The sequence below is a fragment of the Oceanobacillus jeddahensis genome, assembly GCF_000750635.1.
In the GTDB taxonomy this organism is placed as follows: Bacteria; Bacillota; Bacilli; order Bacillales; family Amphibacillaceae; genus Oceanobacillus; species Oceanobacillus jeddahense.
Genome location: NZ_CCDM010000011.1, coordinates 21,259 through 42,811, shown reverse-complemented (window position 1 = coordinate 42,811; position 21,553 = coordinate 21,259). Strand labels below are relative to the sequence as shown.

Genomic DNA, 21,553 nt, shown 5'->3' with positions numbered 1-21,553 from the left:
TTTTTCTGGGGTTGCGATTACTCACCCCACCATAACCCGTCGCAGCGGTCGTATTAACCTGACAACATTGAGACCTGCGATTACTCGGTCTATTAAAACCGTTGCTGCGGTTACTCGCCCCATCGAAGAGCTTTTGCGATTACTCGCTCCATCAATACCGTTGTACTTATACTCTATTCCTTGAATTCTTTATACTTCATAAAGTGAAATAAAAATATCATTTCTAAGAGGCTTCCCCTCCCCTTAGAAATGATAATTCTTCTTACCAATTACTGCAAAAGCAAAATAAAGCTTAACTGACAGTAATTCGATAAGGTGAAACCCTATTTTATTTATTCGAAGGTTTTTGTTTAATTATTTATCTTCCAGTTCTTCTTCAATGCCATAATCCTCACTAAATTCAGTGCGGAAGCTTGTTTGCAGGTTATCCGAATCTTGAACGGATTCTCCAACTCCAGAGAATAAAGTTGTAAGATAATAAATAGCACTGATCCCGACAAGTCCATAAATAATTCGAGAAAGAATTGCTGTCTGTCCGCCAAAAATAGCTGACACTAGATCAAATTGAAAAAACCCAATTAGTCCCCAGTTGATAGCACCAATAATCAATAAAGTGACTGCAATTGCATGTAGTGTTTTCATTGCTTCTCACCTCCTCACAGGTTATCTTTTGCGTAATTATGTAATTCCATACTGGCACTGTTTGGGAATTCAATGTATACCGTGTTAGAGAAGGTTTGCAACATGTAGAGAAAACCTGGTAAGGATTAAAAAATACAAGAAGGCAAAATTATAGGTATACCATAGGATTTAAAAATGGAGTTAAGCTAATGCCGCTTTTTACAGGCTATGACTACTCTACTGCCGAAAAAAAATTCAGGACTGCAGTTACCAATATTGTCAGGTTAATCGACACCAAGAAAAAAAGCTCCAACGAAATTTCATTGGAGCCCCTAAATCGATATCTTTATTCGTTAACTTGTAACACTTGCCTTATTCTATCCAATGCCCAATCAAGTTCTTCCTTTGTAATAACTAATGGCGGGGCAAAACGAATAGTGGTTTCATGTGTTTCCTTACATAAAATGCCACTTTTCTTCAATGCTTCACAAATGGGGCGAACAGGTTTGTTAAATTCTACTCCGATAAATAAACCTTTAGAACGGACTTCTTTCAAATCCGGGTGGTTAATGGCGGATAATTCAATCGCAAAGTACTCTCCCAGTTCCAGCGATTTGTCTATAAGCCCTTCTTCTTCAATTACGTCTAATGCAGCCATGGAAACAGCACAAGCTAATGGATTCCCTCCAAATGTCGAACCATGTGAACCTGGTGTAAATACATCCATAATGTCTTTATTCGCAGCGATCGCAGAAATAGGCATGACACCTCCGCCTAATGCTTTTCCCATCACATAGATATCAGGTTCTACATTCTCCCATTCACAAGCAAACATCTTACCTGTACGGGCAAAACCTGTCTGCACTTCATCTGCAATGAACAATATATTTTCTTCATCACAAATTTTTCGAACTTCCTGCAAATAGCCTTCCGGTGGAAGAAGAATACCTGCTTCTCCTTGAATTGGTTCTATAATAATTCCTGCTGTATTCGGCGTAATGGTTTCTTTTAATGCTTGAATATCTCCATAATTTATTTTATAGATACAGGGAACAAATGGACCGTAATTTGTTGTTGCACTCGGATCATCTGATAATGAAATCGCATTCATTGTTCGACCATGAAAATTACCTTTAGCAGCAATAATCTCTGCTTGGTTATCATCCACATCCTTTTTTTCATACGCCCATCTGCGAGCCGCTTTTATAGCCGTTTCTACTGCTTCTACTCCCGTATTCATTGGCAATACTTTATCTTTATTTGTTAATTGGGCAACACGCTCTGTCCAGGGGCCTAATAGTTCATTATGAAAAGCTCTTGAGGTAAGTGTGACTTTATCCGCTTGATCTTTTAACGCTTGAATTATTTTTGGATGACGATGTCCCTGATTAACAGCTGAGTATGCACTCAGCATATCCATATATTTATTTCCTTCAGGATCTTTCACCCAAACTCCTTCCGCTTCTGCAATAACTACCGGCAATGGATGATAGTTATTTGCACCATAGGTAGAAGTAAGTTCCATAATTTCTTTTGATGTCACCATAATAAGAGCCTCCCTTAATTTCATTCGAAATGTAATCCTTCTTCTTAAGCATAATCATTTTTTTAACAAAACGTCAAGTAAATATTTATAGAGGAAGTTCAAAAAGACCAATAAAAATGACACTTCGAATTTCTGCGTTGGCTTGCTTTTCCGGTACTCACGTATCTAATAAGTTAAAGGAACTTCTGTTAAGACCGTCCACGTCCTGTGGACAACACAGAAGTCATCACATCCTGTGAAAGTCCGTTCCTCAAAGCTACGCCACCTTGAACTTTCGACGCACAAATGTTTTTGGTGGGGCGAGTAATCGCAGTCCCAGGACGTGCTAGTGTCGGCGTTGCGACAACGCTTTTCGGTGGGGTGAGTAATCGCAACCCCAGGACGTCGCGAACTTAGTCGACTTGGTCCTATTTATCGGACTTTTTGAACATGTATTTAAACTCTTTTCACGGATATAGAAAGGAAGAGAATTTTACATCCTCCCCCTCCTGAATCCATTTTTTATTCCAGCGTTCCTTGAAGTAAGTTCTCTACGTCTTCATCCGTCAGTTGATTGTTCCACAAGTCCTTGGTCTTTATCATCTGCTCAATCAGTTTTCTTTTTTTCTGTTGGAGCTCAAACATTTTATCTTCAATAGTCCCCTCGGTCAGCATACGAATCACGGTGACATCATCTGTTTGCCCGATTCGGTGCGCACGGTCGATTGCTTGATCTTCCACTGCCGGATTCCACCATGTATCGTATAAAATAACCGTATCTGCACCTACTAAATTTAATCCTGTTCCACCCGCTTTTAGGGAAATCAGACAAATATCATTTTTGCCCTGATTAAATGAGCGGCAGATTTGCAGCCGCTCTTCTGCGGGTGTTTGTCCATCTAAATAAAAGTAGGAAATTTCCTCTGCTCGTAATAAATCACCAATCCGCTGCAACATTTGTGTGAATTGAGAAAAAATCAACAGACGCTTTCCGGAACGTTTTGCATCTTTCACAATTTCCATTAATCGCTTAAGCTTGGCTGACGCTCCCTGATAATCGCGTACAAATAATGCCGGGTCGCAGCAAATTTGTCTTAATCGGGTCAGTCCTGCCAAAATACGAATCCGGTTTTTACGAATCGTCTCACGGTCCAAATGTTTCAATTTCGGATGTCTTAATTTAGATAAATAGGAAATATAGATTTGTTTTTGTTCTTCTGTCAATGGAATACGTTCAATATACTCCGTCTTTGTCGGCAAATCCTGCAGCACATCTTGTTTTTCTCTCCGCAGCATAAACGGGTGAACTCTTCTTAGCACCTGGTCATTGGTTAGCTGGGAAAAGTTTTTTAAGCCGCCGAGTAACTCGGGAAATATAATATGGAAAATAGACCATAAATCCTCAATTTTATTTTCTAACGGCGTTCCTGTTAACGCAAATCGGTAATCTGCTTTTAATTTTTTTACCGTACGAAATACTTGTGTAGCAGGATTTTTAAATGTTTGCGCCTCGTCAAAAATAAGCGTTTGAAAAACAACATTTTTCTTCAGCCAATCGATTTCATTTTTCAAAACACCATAGGAAACAATCCATACATCACGTTCTTTAAATGATTTCTTTTTTTCGTTTCTTTCCCTGATTGTTCCTTCCAGCATATCAACAGAAAAAGAGGGGGCAAATAACTCCCATTCTTGCTTCCATTGATAGCATAACGACGTTGGACAGACAATCAGAATCGGCGCTTTATCCTTCATCTGCTGCTGAAATTTCGTGACACAAAAAGCAATAGCCTGAACCGTTTTTCCTAAGCCCATTTCATCCGCCAGGACACCGCCAAGCCCTGCTTCAGCTACTGCGAGCATCCAACGGACCCCGTCCTGCTGGTAAGGCTTTAAAATGGGCTCCATTTCGTTTGCGAGTGGATATTTCTCGTTTGCAGGCATTTGAATAGCTTGAATCATTTCCTTTACAGCTGCTCCATCAGCTAAATAACCGTTATCCTCCATTCGATGTGCAAACGACAACCCATCCTTCAGTGAGAGTTCAATTTCCTCTAAAATTTCTGATGGCGTCATCGAAACAGAGAGCATATATTTTTCCAATTCCTTTATTTCCTCTGTCTCTAATGTCAGAAAGGAACCGTCCTTTAAACGGTAATAGGGACGTTTTTCTTCTATCGCTTCCAATATCTGACGGACCTCCTGCTCCCAAAACCCCTGTACTTGAAAAGAGAAGGATAGCCAGTTGGTTCTGTCACGTTTATGTTTCACACGCACAATTGGCTGGAATCGCTTTTTGCTAATTTGGTTACGTACAGCATTTGTTACAAAAACATCGGCAAGTTTATAAAGTTCTGGCAGGTAATGATACAAAAAAGCGTATTCCAGCTGCTCATTCTGGAGAATAAAGCTTCCATCTGAATTCGCAAAACCGCTTCTTTCCAGAAAAGCAATGATTTCTGCTTCTTTGTCTTTATCCCGCCGCACCATAGTTGTTTTTTCAAAAGGCGTTATTTTTTTATCACCATATTGAAATTCCACACCCGCCAACAGGCGATGATGGACGCGGTCAATGTATATACTTGCTTTCAACGGCGAAAAGAGATTTTTTAATGTTCCTGTCCTGTCTTCTACTTCACCAATCCGTTCTAAAAGCGCTGAAATCGAAACAATTTGCTCTCTGCTGACTGCAATTGTTTGTGCCTGCTTCTTCCATAGCTGTTCACATAAAATAATCAGCTGCTTCTCTTCTTCCGTTAATAAATAAAGCGAACCATCCTGATAAATAAGTTGATAAGCAAGCAAAAAAATTGTATTTTTTCTTTCCAGAAATTCGATGGAATAATTTGAGCCTTTCTCAGAGACTCGAAATGAAAGCGGCGGCAGGGCATCATAAAAATGTAATGGCTGTTTATGATATTCATTCGCTTCCATATAAAGTGATACGAGCGAACTTGCAGAAAGTAATTTTTCGATGTGTTCCCAAGCTGTAGCCGGAATGGAAATCCAGCTTGTTTTCTCTTCAAAGGTCTTTCCAATCATCTGCTGATCCTCATAAACATGAATAAGCTGTTCTAAAATTTGATTACTGTCATCCTCAAAATAAAATTTCGCTGCATCAAATGATTGATTACCAGCAATTGAAAAATGCATTCCACTTTTCAACGCTTCTAAAAATGTAATAATATCTTGAACAATTTTCCCGTCAATTTGAACGGCCATTTGCAATGCGGCCCGTTCTGATTCTATTGGTATCTGCACATAAAAATGAACTGGAATAACCTGTCTTGTTTCAAAATAGCCGCGCTGACGAAATTCCTTTTCCGGCTTTCCTGTCAGTGACGGGCTGGCTGCTTCCGGCTCTCCAGTTTCATGGATGCCAATTAAGACCGCCGCAATATGCTGGCAATCCAATGTATAAGAACCGAGTTTCGGACAGCTGCACTCCGTATTTTCTATTTTATTATTTCGATACGTGATTGTAATATGAAAATCATCCGTGGTTCTGACGCTTCCGATCATCTGCTGCTCCAAAAAGGTTAATTGCACGTTTCCCTTCTTCCACAGACGTTCTCCATATTTATAAGACAACTCTCCGCATCGTTCTTTTATTTCCTGTTTGGATATCCATACCATTTCCTGCACGACCTTTTCATTCATTTCTCATACTTTAATTTCATACTGTCAGAATAAATATCTGATTGATTTTTTTTTCATTTCGCCATTTTTATCACGGAGAACCGCCCGTAAAACTCCCGCCTCAAAATAAAGAGCGAAAATAAATTAATTTAGGCGGGAGATAATGGGCGCTAACTCCCTGAATCACTCAGGCTAATTCAGTGGGAGAATGAAGGAAACAGACTAAGTTCGCGACGTCCTGGGACTGGGACTGCGATTACTCGTCCCATCGTAAAGAGTTGTGCGTCGAAAAACTCCCACTGAAATGAAGTTTCGTTTTAATAAGAAAACAAAAGTGTAAATTCTTACTTCAATATATATATTACCTGATTTCTATTTCACGAAAGAGGTTAAATTGTAGTATGATATATCTATTGCATATTATAAAGCAACAATACGCAAACATCTAATAAACAAATGATGCTTTTTAAACACAGCTGCTGCTCTATAAACAATTGCGTGTAAAGCTGTAAAAAGGATCAGTCTATGATAGAAAGGATTTCACTATGTCAATTCAAGATGAAGTACAGAAAAGAAAAACATTTGCGATTATCTCACATCCCGATGCCGGAAAAACAACGATGACAGAAAAATTACTGCTATATGGCAATCTTATTCGTTCAGCTGGAACCGTTAAAGGAAAAAAATCTGGCAAATTCGCTACCTCCGACTGGATGGAAATCGAGAAACAACGTGGTATTTCGGTTACATCCAGCGTTATGAACTTTGCATATGAAGGTTTTCATATCAATATTTTAGATACACCGGGACACGAAGATTTCAGTGAGGATACGTATCGGACACTAACTGCTGTCGACAGTGTCGTGATGATTATTGATTCCACAAAAGGGATTGAAGCACAAACAATAAAGCTGTTTAAAGTTTGTCGTATGCGTGGCATCCCCATCTTTACGTTTATGAATAAATTGGACCGAGAAGGGAAAGAGCCGCTCGCTTTACTGGAAGAGCTGGAAGAAGTATTAGAAATTGATACCTATCCAATGAACTGGCCAGCTGGCATGGGCAAAGGCTTTCTTGGCATTTTCGATCGGGAAAACGAGCAGTTTGTGCAGCATCACCCAGGTGAAGAAGAAAGTTATATTCCTTATACGGATTTAGAGAATCACCCGGAATTAACTGAAAATGCAACTTATCAGGATGCGGTAAATGAACTTGATTTAGTTACGGAAGCTGGAAATACGTATTCCGAAGAAGCTATTTTAAATGGAGAATTAACTCCTGTTTTCTTTGGAAGTGCGCTCTCTCCATTTGGCGTTCAAACATTTTTTGATTCCTTTATCCGCTTAGCACCAAGCCCAACACCGCGCAAGTCAACCAAAGGTGCAGTGAAGCCTGAGGAGGAGGTTTTTTCCGGTTTTATCTTTAAAATTCAAGCTAATATGAATCCTGCCCATCGTGACCGGATTGCCTTTTTACGTGTTTGCTCCGGTAAATTCACCCGCGGTATGAGTGTCACGCTGGCCAGGACCGGAAAAGAATTAAAGCTGGCTCAATCACAACAAATGATTGCCTCTTCCAGAGAAACACTTGAGGAAGCATACGCAGGCGATATTATCGGAATTTATGATCCAAATGCGTATCAAATTGGAGATACGCTGCTTACTGGCAAAGAAAAATATGACTTTGATGAACTGCCGCAGTTCCCGCCGGAAATCTTCAAAAAAGTGATGGCGAAAAACGCCTTGAAGTCAAAGCAATTTCGTAAAGGGATTGAACAGCTTGTCCAGGAAGGAGCTATTCAGCTGTTCCGGGATAAATTAACAGACTCCTTTATTTTAGGTGCAGTAGGCGAATTACAATATCAGGTTTTCACGTACCGCATGGAGAATGAGTACAATGCTCAGGTGACCATGGAGCCTATCGGAGAACGTATACCAAGATGGCTGAAACCGGAACAGGCAGACCCCTCCTTGTTTGATTCCGGTAACCTGCTGGCCCGCGACCGTTACGATCAGCCGCTTGTGCTCTTCCGTAATGAATTTGCGTTAAACTGGTTTAAAGACAAGAATCCGGATGTTGAGCTGATTGACCTTTTTGAAACGAATAATTATCAATAAAAGACAGGAGGCTGGATTGCATGTGGATCCAGCCTCCTGTTTTAATGACTATTTTTAATACACTCCACACATCACATTAAAAACTTTTTGAACTTTTGAAGAGTAATCTGTATAATAATTCTTATTGATTCCATTGGTCTCAAAAAGTCTACTTAGCAAAAATAAAATGGATTAATCATCATAGAGATAATCAATCCATTCCATACTTTATTATTGGTTAAAAATATTTACAAAATCATCTATATTCTTTGCTTTCACTAAACTGTTAACATAATTTTCATCAGAAAGTTTAATAGCTAAATTTTGAAGAATTTCTAAGTGTTCATTATCAGTGCCGGCAATACCAATTAACAAATAAACAACTTCATCATCATATTGAATTCCTTCTGGATAATGAATTACAGAAATACCAGATTTTTTAACATATTTCTTATCTTCATTTAATCCATGAGGAATAGCTATTCCATTACCAATATATGTTGTATCTGTTTTTTCTTTTTCAAGCATCGATGGAATGTAAGGATCTTCAATAAATCCATTGTCGAGTAGCTTCCTGCCTACTTTTTTGATAGCTTCCATTTTTAATTCGCTATCTTGTTGAAATTCTACCTGTTCCTTATTTATTTTCATCTTTAACTTCCCCTTCTTTTAAATCTTCTACAAGAATGTCATATTGTGGATCATTCAAAAATGAATCAACTGTTCTAATTACTGCCTTTGGAGCCGCTTGTTTTGCGCGATTATATAATTTTGTATGGGTAACAACAACTCTTACATCTTTATTAACACTATCAATAGCTGAATTTTCAACTTGAATATCTAATCCTGCTTCTTGAACTTTTTTCTTTAAAATACCGCTACCCATTGCACTTGAGCCAATACCAGCATCACAGGCAAAAATTATTTTATTGATTTCAGATGTTTTCCATGAGCGCATTGTATCATTCCTATTATCATCAGAAGCAGCTGTCTCATCATTAACATCATTCTTCACTCCAAGCATTTCTCCAATATCATCACTTAATGAGGTATCCTCATCTTCTTCAACGGACCTATCTAATTTAATGATAGCAGCCGCTATTAGCATGGTAACAGCCACACCAGCTAATATTCCAAGCAAAACAGGAATAGCTCCTCCTCTTGGCAACATAATTAAAAATGAAATAATACTTCCAGGATGAGGGTACCCCGCTAGTCCAGCATTTAATATTACCCAAACAACAATTTGAGCTATTCCTCCTCCAATTATTGCAAAAAACATAAGAGGTTTCATCAATACGTATGGAAAGTAAACTTCATGAATTCCACCAAAGAATTGAATAATCAATGCGGATGGAGCTGATTTTTTACTAGTACCTCTTCCAAAAAGAGAATATGCAAGTAATATACCTGCTCCTGGCGCAGGACTTGATACAAGCATATAGAATAATGTTTTACCGCCATGTTCAAGAATTTCTGCGGAACCAAGTGGCACAAAGATTCCTTGGTCAATTGCGTTATTTAAAAATAGAACTTTTGCTGGTTCAATAATTACAGCTAATAAAGGATATAGTCCTACATCAATTAAAGAATTAATTCCCGCGGTAGCTACATTCGTTAAACCAGTTATAACAGGTCCAATAACATAAAATGAAAAGACTGCTAAGATAAGTCCAATAATACCAATGGAAAAATTGTTAACCAACATTTCAAAACCTGATTTTATTTTCCCATCTAATACCTTGTCTACTTTTTTCATTACCCATCCACCAAGTGGACCGAGTATCATTGCAGCTAGAAACATCGGTATTTCAGAACCAAATATAGCTCCTGAAGCTGCGACAACACCTGCCACAGCACCACGCTGATCATATACCATTCTACCGCCAGTATAAGCAATCAAAAATGGTAACAGATATTGAAGCATTGGTGAAATCATCGTAGCTAAATCTTCATTTGGTAACCAACCTGAATCTAAAAAAAGTGCAGTAATTAATCCCCAAGCAATAAAAGCACCAATGTTAGGAATTACCATTCCAGCTAAGAATCCACCAAATTTTTGAATTTTTATTTTTAAATTCATTTTTTTCCTCCTGTATTTGTAATATTTAAAACATAATGTCTCCGCCGTTTAAGTTAATCGTTTGTCCACTAATGTAACCGGCATCATCACTTAGTAAAAAGCATGCTAATTTTGCTACATCTTTTACTGTTCCAAGTTTTCTTAATGGATTTTTTTCTTTAAAATAATCCATTACGTTATCCGGGTCTAAGTTTCTTTTTTTGGCATAATCTTTTTTCTGCTGCTCCCACATCGATGTATAAATAACTCCTGGAGCAATGCTGTTTACGCGAACTCCACCAGGTCCAAATTCTGCTGCTAAAGATTGAGTCAGCCCGATGACTCCAAATTTACTTGAACAATATGCTTGATAATTACTTGTACCAACTTTTCCAGATTGTGAAGAAAGATTAATAATACTTCCTGATCCTTTCTCAACCATATGTTCAACAGCGATTTTACAACATAAAAATTGCCCTTTTAAGTTAATATCTAATGTGTCATCCCAAATATCTTCACTATGTTCAAAAAATGGGGTGATTTTTGATATACCTGCACTGTTTACCCAAAAATCTATTAAACCGTATTCTTTTTTAATATATTCACCAAGATTTTGAAGCTCATCAAAATCTGTAACATTTAATTTTATCGCTTCTGCTTTCCCTCCAATTTCTTTAATAGATTCTACAACGTTTTCAGCATTTTGCTTATTGATATCGGTTACAACAACTTGTGCTCCATTCTTGGCAAGCTCTTCACAAATACCTGCTCCAATACCGCTTCCCCCACCAGTAACTACTGCAATCTTTCCTTTCATATCCATCAAAAAAACTCCTTCTCAAAATAGGTCATGACGTCTCCACGTCGTAACATAATTCTATCATTACTTTTAAAAATGTCAATAAAAAAGTGAGTATCACTCACTTTTATAATTTAACCTAACTTTATAAACACTGATATCTCCGCGGTCCCGCGAAATAGAGTATTCAATTGGTATTCCTTTTTCATCATAAGTTATTGTATCAACCTTTTGAATTGGCGCGCCCTCACCAATATCTAAATAGTTTGCATCATTCTTATCAACTATGTTGGATCGGAATTCTTTTTCAGCGTAGCCTATTTTTACACCATAATCTTTTTTTAAGATATCAAAAAGTGAATTGTTTGATAAATCGTATTTTTCTAATCCATCAGCATAATTCATTGGTACATATGTCGTTACTAAAATAACCGGTGTCTCATCTCTATAACGTAACCTTTCTAATTTATAAAATTTCTTTATGTCCTCTCCAAATATTTTTCCCAGCTTTTCGTTACTATCTATTTTTTCTATAAAAAGTAGTTTAGTTGAGCTGACGCTCCCTCTCATTTCTACTTCTTCTCTAAAGCTTCTTAACTTTTCAAGTTCCCAATAATTTCTTTTTCTAGAGGTAACAAAAGTCCCTACGCCTCTTCTTTTTTCTAAATAACCTTCATTTACTAAATTATCTATTGCTTGTCTTACCGTTGTTCTACTTAATCCAGACTCTTTTATAATCACTTGTTCCGTTGGAAAAATCTCATTCTCCTCAAATATTCCTGAGTTAATTTTTTCAATAATGGTTTGCTGCAATTGATAATACAAAGGCATTGGAATGTCCTTGTTTACTTTAAAATTATTCATTTTTATGAACTCCTTTCGGTATCATAACATCATGTCGTCGTACTCATTATACATGAAAAGTCTCTCCTTTAGAATAAGAAACCATTTTAGATGAATATGATTTCTTATTTAGTAAATTTAGCTTTGCCATCGCACTCAAATAATAAAAATTTTAATCATTCTTCATTATGTAAAAATAAGATCAAATCTGTTGAGTGTTCTATTTCCAGGGATTAAGAAAATATAATCTGATTCAAAATAATTTAAATATTATCGTTTGTAACGTAATAATACAATCACTTAAATTAAACACAAAACTGTTCTTTTGACTGACATTTCATAAGTTCGTAAGGATCTTATCCTGAATTCCTTTAAATTCGCAGTTTTTCTTTCCTTATCATGTTAAAAAGCCTGACAACCATTTCGGAGCTGTATACGCTCCTTTTCATTGGTTTTCAGGCTTTTTATCTTTTAAATATATTAGTTATTATCCAGACTGGAGAAAAAAACTTTGATTTTCCTACCTCTCCACAATCGTCGCATATCTATATTTTTCTTTAGGGACTTCACTTAAGAATGGCGACATCTCCTCTGTATAAAGCACTGTTAAATCATGCATCGCACGGGTACAAGCTGTATAAAGCAAAAATTTATCTGCTGCATGCGAATACACCTCACTTGAAGCATCTGCGAGAATAACTGAATCAAACTCTATCCCCTTTGCTAAATAAACAGGGACAACAACAACACCTTTTTGATACGTTTTTGTATCCTCATTAATTTGCTTTATCCGTATCTCTTTATGCAGCTTCTGATATATTTTTTCACAAGCATCAGCCGTCTTCGCTATAATTGCAATTGTCTCATGTCCATCTTTTTGCTTCTCCTCTATTTTATGAAGCAACGCATCTTTTTCAGAGATTGACTTTGTCAGACGTATGATTTCCGGTAGTGCACCATTACGCTCAAATGGCTCTACCGGCTGATTGCTCGGGGAAAAATAAGATGTAAAATCAACAATCGGCTTCGTTGAGCGGTAGCTTTTTGTTAATACAATCCGTTCTGTGCTCTCCTTAAACGAGGCATTTTCTTGAATTGGATTTTCCTCTGATGCATAAGAATAGATCGCTTGATTCACATCACCAAGTAACGTAAAGCTAGCATACGGATAAAGGTGTTTTAAATACGCAAATTGAAAAGGCGTATAGTCCTGCGCTTCATCGATCACAATTAAATGCACTGGCCTGGTAACTTCATGACCAATTATTTCCCCTTTAAAGTAGTTATAGGCTGTAGCAAGTTCCCAAGGAAGCTGTTTTTTTCGGAGCAGTCTAATTGCTTCTGCCTTATATTCCTGAATAGCGTTATTTCCATTCAATTCCGCTATCAAATCCATATACATTTTAAATGTATTGATAAAACGATTTTGACGTATCATCTTTTTTAGAGGTGCAAATGTCTTACGAATAATTTTCTCTCTTAAAACCTTTTCCTCGTCCTGAATATTGCTATCTTCGTGTTCACTTTCCACTTCATGGTAAGCTTTCATATAATCATCCTTGGTTAACAACTGAATCTGATCCAGTACCCAATCTTTTTTGATTTCTTCTTTCTGAATTTCACGAATACGCTGCAATAACCAATTCCTGAGCTGTTCGATTTTATTTGGAAGACGCATATCTTTCTCTAACGATGCAAAATAATTTTCAATCTCTGTCTTATCAATGAGTAACTCATTTCGAAAACGGATGGATCTGAAAGTAAGATTTGTTTGGTTTAATTTTTCTAAATAGTGATTAATATCCTCCATAAAAGCAACACTGGAAAAATGTTGGATTGCTTCTATCTGTGGCTGCTGCTCCTCTTCTTTTAAACTCATTAGTTTTTCCATTTGGTTAAAAGGTGTATCTACTCGTAAAGCTTTATCCGTCCCCTTGAGAACAAATTGATGGAAAGTCTGCTGATTGACAGGCTCTTCTCCTAATTCAGGCAATACATTCGCCACATAGCTTGTAAATAAATCATTCGGAGATAATAGTAATACCTGATTCGCTGTTAAATTAGTCCGATGATGATAAAGTAAATAGGCGATACGCTGTAATGCAGCAGATGTTTTCCCACTACCGGCCGCCCCCTGCACCACAAGGACTTTACTGCCCCGATGACGGATAACAGCATTTTGTTCTTGCTGAATCGTGGATACAATTGATTTCATTTGTGTATCCGCCGCTTGGCTTAAGCTTTCTTGAAGCATCTCATCTATAATGGTTACCGAGGTATCAAAAATTCCCTTCATTTTCCCATTACGGATCATATATTGACGTTTTAAGCTCATATCACCATAAACGGTTTCTTCCTCCGTTCGATATTCTACCGGTCCAGGAGCATAATCATAATAAATACTAGAAATAGGGGCCCGCCAATCATAGATTAGAAAATCTTTTTCTTCTTCATCCATTAATGATGAAGTACCAATATAAATTTTCTCGACCTCTTCACTGCCTTCTTCCTGAAAATCAACTCTTCCAAAATAAGGCTGGTTTTTTAACCGTTCTAATTGCTTCATTCGCTGATAGTTCTTTCCATAATGACGCTCTTTTTGTGCAAGAATATTGGATTGCTGTTTTATACTTTCCTGTGTTTCAATAATGTCATCCATTTCATCCATATTAACGGTAATATCATCCCAGAATGTTTTACGTAATTCAACGACATCTTCCTTCACCTTGGAGGATTGTTCCTTCAAAGCATGTTGTTTCTTATCAATAATATCTAATACCTTCTCTAGTCGCTGATATTCAAATTCATGGTTATTATTTTGCTTATCCATCAACTTCCTCCTTTATTTCCAAAAAAACTGTTGACAATATTATTATTATAGTGTAGAATTATAATGTATATAAATATTTTTGTTAATATATCTTTAACTTTTATATTTTATCATTGTTGAATAAATTAATCAATACATATGTAAAAGCCTGCTAAAGATCTTTAGCAGGCTTTTTTTGGTGAGTTAACAGTTTTGCGCCTATAGGAAAATATAAAAATGAAAAGAAAACTTGGCAGGCCAAACCTGTAAAAAAGCGAAGGATTGCTATAGTTGGGACTGGGGCTGGGACTGCGGTTACCAATGTTGTCAGGTTAATCGACCCATCAAAACCGCTGCACTCATACTCTTTTCCTTGATCTCTTTAAACTTTCTTAAAGTGCTAAAAAGTACCTTCCCGTTTATTTAATAAATAACTTACGATCCACATTAGCCAGAATTTCTACTCCACTTTCAGTAACGCGGAATGTTTCACTGATCTCTATCCCGTAAGTATCCATCCAAATTCCAGGGATCATATGAAAGACCATGTTTGGTTGTAAAACAGTTTGATCTCCAGATCTCAAGCTTGCTGTATGTTCTCCCCAATCAGGCGGATAATTTAAGCCAGTTGAATATCCTAGTCGTGATTCTTTTTCAAATCCTCTTTTTTCAATCGACCTTTTCCATGCCAGTTCAACTTCTTCACACGTAACTCCAGGTTTAATAATTTCAAGTGCTGCTTCAATACCTTCTATCGTTACATCTGCTAATTCTTCCATTTCAGAAGTTGGTTTCCCTATTACTAAAGTTCTTGCAAGTGGTGAATGATAACGTTTATGACATCCAGCAAGTTCTAAAATAACAGGATCCCCTTCTTTATAAACTTCATCTGTCCAAGTTAAGTGGCATGCAGATGTTTTTTCACCAGACGGTAATAAAGGAACAATCGATGTATAATCACCGCCGAATTCTTCTGTTCCCGAAATTTGCTTATGGAAAATATCTGCTACTACATCACATTCTCTGACTCCGGCTTGAATTCTATCAATTCCTTTGTACATTGTTTCTGTCACAATGGTCGCAGCCCGCTTAATATACTCTATTTCCTGTTCAGACTTAATAATCCGGATCCAATTTACAAGCGTTGTTCCATCAACAAAGGTCGCATCAGGAAGTTGTTGCGTGAGTTGAATATAATTTCTGGCAGTAAAATAGTACGCATCAAATTCAGCTGCAATCGTCTTATTGGATTGACCCTTTTCTTTTAAAATACCGGCTACAAAATCCATTGGATGTTTTCGTGTTGATTGAACATGATCGTCTGAATAAGGAAGAATATTTTCATTACTTAACCATGTAGTAATTTGAGCTGCACTGGCGTCAATTCTCCTCCCTGCCCAAATAGGTTCTTCTTCCTGATCTATAACAATTAACAGTTGATGTACATAGAATGACCATGCATTAAACCCCGTCAAATAACTTATATTTGCCGGATCTGTAATTAACAAAACATTTATTCCTTGCTTCTCCATACTTTGTTTTGTTTTTTTCAATCTTGTCTGATATTCTGCTTTTGCAAAGTTCAACATATCATCATTCCCTTCTAATACTCAAAATGAAAGTTTTTATGATTTTCTATTTATAGCATTACTAAAAGCAAAATTAAATCATAAAAAAGAAGCCCAATTCAAATGGTTAAATAGATGAGATTAGACTCCTTATCAAAGTGTTAAATAGAATATACAATTTCGCGTACTGTTCTCCGATATAACTTTATTCTGTCAAATCTGCCTCAGCTTCTTTAATCTCTTTTTCCAACATTTCTATAATTGCTTTAGCATCATTACTTTCTTCTCCGTATACCTCACGAATCGGCAATGAAAGCTCTTCGAATGCTTCTCTTTGTTCAGATGTCAGCTCAATAATTTCTATATCATCTTCTTTCGCTTTTTTAAGGGCTTTTTCTGCTTCTTCTTCCTGCATATCAAAAGACCAATCGTTTACTTCATCGATAGCCTCCTCGATAATCTGTTGATCTTCTTTAGCTAATCCTTCAAAAAATTCTTGATTCGTAACGGTTACCGTGGTGTAAATATGGTGTTTCGTATCCATTAAATAATCTTGAACTTCCAAAAAATTACCGTTTACAATATAGAACAGCGGATTCTCCTGTCCATCGATACCATTCGTTTGCAGCATTGTATAAATTTCACCGGAATCCGTCGTCGTCGGTGTCGCTCCTAAATGTTCATATGACCTTATTATTAAGTTCGTCGGCATGGTTCTCATCTTAATTCCATTCATATCTTCAGGAGCAGTAATTTCCTGATTAGCAGTCCAATACATAAATCCTTCCAGCCAAAAATGAAATGGTATAACACCAATCTCTTCGTATTTATCAGCTAATAAACCGTTCAATGCTTCGCTCTCTTGCAATACTTTTTTATTAACCTCTAGGTTATCGGAAAATAAAAACGGGATAGACATAATTTGAGATTCAGGTATCACATCTCCAGAGAATCCCGGGGACGTAATTGCCAACTCTATTGCCCCAGTTTGTAAGGAATGTAATATATCTATACTTGTACCGAGTGTTCCCCCTGTATAAACATCTACTTTAATTCTTCCATTTGTTTTTTCCTCGATGACTTCTTTAAATTTATTTGCATATAAGTCCTGAACATCTCCTTGGCCTTCTTCATGAGCAAACTTTAAGGTAATTTCTTCTCCATCCGTACTAGCTTCACTACGGATTCTGTCATTGCTGCATGCTGCCAAAACAACGGAGATAACAACTGTGAAAACAAACAAATAGAATCTTTTTTTCCTAAACAAATTACTTCCCCTCCCTTTAGCTTATTAATTTTAAATGATTACTAGTAGTAATCATCACAATATGTAAAAGAAGTAATCATGAGCCTCCTTCAGATAAGCCTAAAATATTTTGATAAATCATAATAATTTCCGGAAAACAAATCAGTAATATATTTATCACTACAAAAATAATGATGTATGGAATAACGCCTTTTACCACTTCTAAATAAGGTTTTTTAAAGATAGCACAAGCGGTAAATATATTAACCCCAAATGGAGGTGTAACGGTGCCAAGTGTTGCTTGCATCGTAATAAGGATTCCGATTGCTACTGGATGAATCCCTGCTGTCACAGCGATCGGAAAAAAGATAGGTGTCAGTATTGCAATCGCCACCAATGAATCGACAAACATACAAGACACTAAGAAAAATAACGACATAATGAAAAGTATTTCCAGTTGTGAGGGATTGGAGCTTAATACAGTTTCTGTTAAAATTTGTGGGACTCTTAAATAAGAAATAATCCAAGAAAAAACACCGCCAACTGCTAATAAAATAAATACAATACTCGTTACTGTTCCCGTTGATATAGCAATTCGGTAAATATCTTTTATTTTAATAGACCGGAAAATGATTAGTTCTAAAAGAGCTGCATAAAGTACGGAAAACGCAGCCGCTTCTGTCGGGCTAAACATTCCAGTATAGATTCCACCCAAAATTAAGATTGGGAACCCGAACGTTAAAATAGCATTTTTGAAGGAATACCATCGTTGTCTCCAAGAAGCTTTAGGCTCAACTGGAATATCTTTTTTAATAGCAATAAAGAACTCCCATAGAGAAAAACTTAAAAATATGATAAGGCCTGGAATAATCCCCGCGATAAATAAATCACCTACTGAGGTTCCCGTAAGCATTCCATAATAAATCATTACGATACTCGGAGGTATTAAAATTGCAATTCCTGCAGAGTTAATAATTAATCCTGTAATATGCGAGTCTTTATATCCATATTCTAAAGCTCTTTTTCTCATCGGCTTTCCAATTGCAGCAATCGTTGCCTGTGAAGATCCAGATACGGAACCGAACATCGTGCTTGTTGCTGCTGCAACAATGCCCGTTCCCCCACGGATATGCCCAAACATATCTTTAACAAAATCTAATAATCGATTTGCTGTTTTGCCTTCAACAAGAATATCTGCTGCAAATATAAACATTGGTATAGCTAATAACACATATGATTCAATACTGCTTGTCATTACCTGTCCAAACATTGCCATATCTATATTCGGTGTAAAAAACAGGATCATTAATAAAGCCGGCACAAGCAGTACAATCATAATGGGGAAATTTAAAAATAACATAATAAATAATACTATGAGAATAAGCCACATGGTTTTCTATCCCTCCCGTTCTCCGTTTTTTTCCTTTCACAATTTTTTCAGCGCTGTTCTTCCTTATGAATGATCTGGAACGTTTTCTGTTATTCGCTTACCAAGATTTATAAAATAACGGATACTTGCTAAAAAGAACCCTATCGGAACAAACATCATCGTGAGATACAGGGGTATTCTTAAAATAGTAGACACTTGACCCAGTGTATATAAATGTTGAATGTATTTCATAGCTAAATACGTGCAAAAAACCAGTACGAGCGCAGATATCAAGTTAATGAATATTCCCAAAATTCTTTGTGCTTTTTTAGACATCAAATCATAAAACCCAGACATCTCTATATGCATCCCTTTTCGTGCAGCATACCCAAGTCCCATAAATGTAAGAATAATAATCCCGACCTTCCCCAATTCTTCCGTGAACGGCCAACTTTTACTAAAAAAATAACGGCTTATTGTATTACCTACTAGCATCAAACTAATGGAAATAATTGTAATACTTAAAATTCCAGCTTCTACCTTCTCCCAAATTTCATCCATCTTTCGTAAAGTTCGCATCGACATGCCCCTCCTTTTGAATACGCTTACAAGAAAGTGTTCATCATTTATCTTTCAAACAGCTCCCCATAATTCTTTATCTTTGCATTTACGTTACTTAGTTTTAATGCATACCAAAAGGTCGCTTGATTTGAAGTAATTACAGGTTTTTGAAGATCTTCTTCTAACACATGAATGATATTTGCTGCCGAAAGACCGGTACAGGAAAGAAATACTGCTTCTGCATCCTCCGTATTTACGTTCATAGCCATCTGATAAATTGAATTGGTATCTAATTTTGAGATTTGGTAATCATTCGCTATACCTAAGCCGGTCATGTTGGTGATCTGTAAATTTCCGTCCGTAAAATATTGATATGCCAGCTCATTTACATCTTTTTCATAGGGTGTGGCAATGGCTACTTTTTTTATTTTAAGCGATTGAAGCGCTTCTACAGCTGCATTTGCTGTAGTTGTACAAGGTATATTAGCAACTGCTTCCATCCGTTTAATAAATGCTTTATCATACTCAAATCCGTTTACAAAACTTCCACTTGTACATCCAAATGCAATAGAGGTTAGCGGTGCTTGTGCAAGCAATTTCGTTGCAGCTAAAGCGTCTTTTCCAAGTGTTGACAAGTCACTTACGGTAAATTGGTCCGGTTGCTCGCATAGAGCTATTCTCGTCGTATGAGTTGTTACTCCTGGCGGTGCCATCTGATTAAACTCTACTTCCATAGCATAAGCTGAAGCAATGTAAATTAATCCTATCTTGGCTCTCCAGCCATAAGGGGCAGCTTTCAATTATATGATCTCTCCCATCTTTTATTTTGGATATGCTACACTTGATATAGCGTGTTAAAAGAATATGATTAAGGAAAATTATACCTTACATTATAAAAATAGACATCTTTAAAATCAATATGCAATATGTATGAATTTAATAAATTATCATTAGACAATTTGTTTAGAAACTTATTCTATATGAGTAAAACAGGGGAGTATAAAGTAACTCCCCGCCTGTTTTTTCATTCTAAATAACAGCCCGGATAGACTCATCAACAATTGTAATCATTTCATCCATCTGCTTTTTATTAATAACAAATGGCGGAGCAAACGCCAACGTATCTTGACCATCATATACGACCGAACGGCAAATTAAACCTCTTTTTAATGCCTCTGCAACGATTTTAGGTCCAACCGGAGCGACATCCGCTGATTTTCTGTCAATACTAATAGCACCTAGTAAACCAATTCCTCTAACATCATTCACCTTATCATTTTGTTCCTGGATCCATTTGAACCCTTTTAACATTTCTTCTCCCATTCTATTTACATTGTCAATTAAGTTTTCATTTTTAATAATCTCTAAGTTTTTTAAAGCTACCGCAGCAGCTGTTGGATGACCACTGTAAGTGTATCCATGCCAGAAGTTACCCTCTACCTTTTCATAAATTTCTTGATGCAGTTTCTCGGAAATAATCATTCCGCCAAGTGGAGCATATCCGCTTGTCACTCCTTTAGCCATTGTTATAATATCAGGGATTATACCGAAATTTTCCATTCCGAAATGTGTTCCCGTTCGGCCAAATCCACAAATTACTTCATCTGAAATAATCAAAATATTATTTTCATCACAGATTTTACGAACTTCTTCAAAATACCTATCGCTTGGTAAATTTACGCCTCCAGATCCTTGAACTGGTTCAGAAATAAACGCAGCAATGGAATCTGCTCCTTCTTTTTCAATTACGTCTTTTAATGATTCGATTGTACTGTCTACATAGTAAAAATCAGGAGCAATCGATTCTGTAAATGTATGAAACTCTGGGATTCCAGTAGCACTCGTAGACCCCATTGCAACTCCATGATAGGATTTCTTTCTAGAGATAATTTTTTTCTTATCAGGATGCCCTTTTATTTTCCAATAATGACGTACTGTTTTAAAGGCCGTATCATTTGCTTCCGACCCGCCGGATGTAAAAAACGTTGCGTTTAAGTCACCTGGCGTCCATTTGGCAATCTCGGCTGCTAGCCGTATTGCCGGCTCATGACTCCAGTTGCTGAAAGTCGATGTAAATGCCAATTTTTCCATCTGTGCTTTCGCGGCCTCGCCAAGCTCTTTTCTGCCATGTCCAATGTTCACATTCCACAGGGATGATAAACTGTCCATTAGTGTTCGGCCTTCTATATCTTTTAAATAAATACCGTCCCCTTCCGTAAAAATAAAGGCCGGTCCTTCCTCCTGCAACTGTTTCATATTAGATGTAGGATGGATAAAATGCTTTTTATCCAGTTCCGTCAATTCTTCTTTTAATTTAGTACCTTTTATCATTTGTTTCATTTTAAATTCCTCCTTGGATAATCTTATTCTTACTAACCAGCCGCTACAGAAAGACATTTTGCCGGCAAGCTGTTA

The 21,553-nt window shown here is 36.8% G+C and carries 15 protein-coding genes; 1 reads left to right on the top strand and 14 read right to left on the bottom strand.

All coding sequences use genetic code 11. The annotated features are described in order from the left end of the window. Positions 1–354: 354 nt before the first annotated feature. The 3 genes from BN986_RS25570 to BN986_RS25560 form a co-directional block, all read right to left on the bottom strand. Positions 355–642, bottom strand: coding sequence for a DUF378 domain-containing protein (locus BN986_RS25570; RefSeq protein WP_040985638.1), 288 nt, complete (start codon positions 640–642; stop codon positions 355–357). Positions 643–967: 325 nt separating this feature from the next. Further along, positions 968–2,167, bottom strand: a complete 1,200-nt coding sequence (locus BN986_RS25565; protein ID WP_148417213.1) for an ornithine--oxo-acid transaminase — start codon at positions 2,165–2,167, stop codon at positions 968–970. Between the two features lie 501 nt (positions 2,168–2,668). Then, positions 2,669–5,806, bottom strand: a complete 3,138-nt coding sequence (locus tag BN986_RS25560; protein ID WP_244445105.1) for a DEAD/DEAH box helicase — start codon at positions 5,804–5,806, stop codon at positions 2,669–2,671. Positions 5,807–6,330: 524 nt separating this feature from the next. Here BN986_RS25560 and BN986_RS25555 point away from each other — a divergent pair. Further along, entirely contained in the window at positions 6,331–7,902 is a 1,572-nt protein-coding gene (locus BN986_RS25555; RefSeq protein ID WP_040985634.1) for a peptide chain release factor 3, read from the top strand. Positions 7,903–8,112: 210 nt separating this feature from the next. Here BN986_RS25555 and BN986_RS25550 read toward each other — a convergent pair whose 3' ends face one another. From BN986_RS25550 to BN986_RS25500, 11 genes are all read right to left on the bottom strand, one after another. After that, complete coding sequence (locus tag BN986_RS25550; protein WP_040985632.1) at positions 8,113–8,532, bottom strand: PTS mannitol transporter subunit IIA; 420 nt, start codon at positions 8,530–8,532, stop codon at positions 8,113–8,115. Next, a complete protein-coding gene (locus BN986_RS25545; protein ID WP_040985630.1) occupies positions 8,519–9,964 on the bottom strand; it encodes a PTS mannitol transporter subunit IIBC in 1,446 nt (481 codons plus the stop codon). Before BN986_RS25545 ends, BN986_RS25550 begins: the two co-directional genes overlap by 14 nt. 25 nt (positions 9,965–9,989) lie before the next feature. Further along, a complete protein-coding gene (locus tag BN986_RS25540) occupies positions 9,990–10,766 on the bottom strand; it encodes an SDR family NAD(P)-dependent oxidoreductase (protein ID WP_040985628.1) in 777 nt (258 codons plus the stop codon). 93 nt (positions 10,767–10,859) lie between these two features. Further along, positions 10,860–11,606, bottom strand: a complete 747-nt coding sequence (locus BN986_RS25535; protein WP_040985626.1) for a GntR family transcriptional regulator — start codon at positions 11,604–11,606, stop codon at positions 10,860–10,862. Between the two features lie 499 nt (positions 11,607–12,105). Beyond that, entirely contained in the window at positions 12,106–14,415 is a 2,310-nt protein-coding gene (gene helD / locus BN986_RS25530; protein WP_040985624.1) for an RNA polymerase recycling motor HelD, read from the bottom strand. Between the two features lie 398 nt (positions 14,416–14,813). Further along, positions 14,814–15,983, bottom strand: a complete 1,170-nt coding sequence (locus tag BN986_RS25525) for a M24 family metallopeptidase (RefSeq protein ID WP_187378627.1) — start codon at positions 15,981–15,983, stop codon at positions 14,814–14,816. Between the two features lie 184 nt (positions 15,984–16,167). Further along, entirely contained in the window at positions 16,168–17,229 is a 1,062-nt protein-coding gene (gene dctP, locus BN986_RS25520) for a TRAP transporter substrate-binding protein DctP (protein WP_052401172.1), read from the bottom strand. Positions 17,230–17,305: 76 nt separating this feature from the next. Continuing rightward, on the bottom strand, positions 17,306–18,598 hold the full coding sequence (locus BN986_RS25515) for a TRAP transporter large permease (protein WP_040985622.1): 1,293 nt from the start codon (positions 18,596–18,598) through the stop codon (positions 17,306–17,308). 63 nt (positions 18,599–18,661) lie between these two features. Beyond that, positions 18,662–19,156 (bottom strand): TRAP transporter small permease, encoded by a 495-nt coding sequence (locus tag BN986_RS25510; protein ID WP_052401171.1) that lies wholly within the window; start codon positions 19,154–19,156, stop codon positions 18,662–18,664. A gap of 47 nt (positions 19,157–19,203) precedes the next feature. Next, positions 19,204–19,938 carry a maleate cis-trans isomerase family protein gene (locus BN986_RS25505; RefSeq protein WP_040985620.1) on the bottom strand — a complete coding sequence of 245 codons (735 nt, stop codon included), beginning with the start codon at positions 19,936–19,938 and terminating at the stop codon, positions 19,204–19,206. Between the two features lie 229 nt (positions 19,939–20,167). After that, on the bottom strand, positions 20,168–21,469 hold the full coding sequence (locus BN986_RS25500; protein ID WP_040985642.1) for an aminotransferase family protein: 1,302 nt from the start codon (positions 21,467–21,469) through the stop codon (positions 20,168–20,170). Between the last annotated feature and the right edge of the window lie 84 nt (positions 21,470–21,553).

What these genes read in the sequence shown, in the direction of transcription:
- BN986_RS25570 (WP_040985638.1), bottom strand. Translation starts at nt 642, where the DNA reads ATGAAAACACTACATGCAATTGCAGTCACTTTATTGATTATTGGTGCT.
- BN986_RS25565 (WP_148417213.1), bottom strand. Translation starts at nt 2,167, where the DNA reads ATGGTGACATCAAAAGAAATTATGGAACTTACTTCTACCTATGGTGCA.
- BN986_RS25560 (WP_244445105.1), bottom strand. Translation starts at nt 5,806, where the DNA reads ATGAATGAAAAGGTCGTGCAGGAAATGGTATGGATATCCAAACAGGAA.
- BN986_RS25555 (WP_040985634.1), top strand. Translation starts at nt 6,331, where the DNA reads ATGTCAATTCAAGATGAAGTACAGAAAAGAAAAACATTTGCGATTATC.
- BN986_RS25550 (WP_040985632.1), bottom strand. Translation starts at nt 8,532, where the DNA reads ATGAAAATAAATAAGGAACAGGTAGAATTTCAACAAGATAGCGAATTA.
- BN986_RS25545 (WP_040985630.1), bottom strand. Translation starts at nt 9,964, where the DNA reads ATGAATTTAAAAATAAAAATTCAAAAATTTGGTGGATTCTTAGCTGGA.
- BN986_RS25540 (WP_040985628.1), bottom strand. Translation starts at nt 10,766, where the DNA reads ATGGATATGAAAGGAAAGATTGCAGTAGTTACTGGTGGGGGAAGCGGT.
- BN986_RS25535 (WP_040985626.1), bottom strand. Translation starts at nt 11,606, where the DNA reads ATGAATAATTTTAAAGTAAACAAGGACATTCCAATGCCTTTGTATTAT.
- helD (WP_040985624.1), bottom strand. Translation starts at nt 14,415, where the DNA reads ATGGATAAGCAAAATAATAACCATGAATTTGAATATCAGCGACTAGAG.
- BN986_RS25525 (WP_187378627.1), bottom strand. Translation starts at nt 15,983, where the DNA reads ATGTTGAACTTTGCAAAAGCAGAATATCAGACAAGATTGAAAAAAACA.
- BN986_RS25515 (WP_040985622.1), bottom strand. Translation starts at nt 18,598, where the DNA reads ATGTGGCTTATTCTCATAGTATTATTTATTATGTTATTTTTAAATTTC.
- BN986_RS25510 (WP_052401171.1), bottom strand. Translation starts at nt 19,156, where the DNA reads ATGCGAACTTTACGAAAGATGGATGAAATTTGGGAGAAGGTAGAAGCT.
- BN986_RS25500 (WP_040985642.1), bottom strand. Translation starts at nt 21,469, where the DNA reads ATGATAAAAGGTACTAAATTAAAAGAAGAATTGACGGAACTGGATAAA.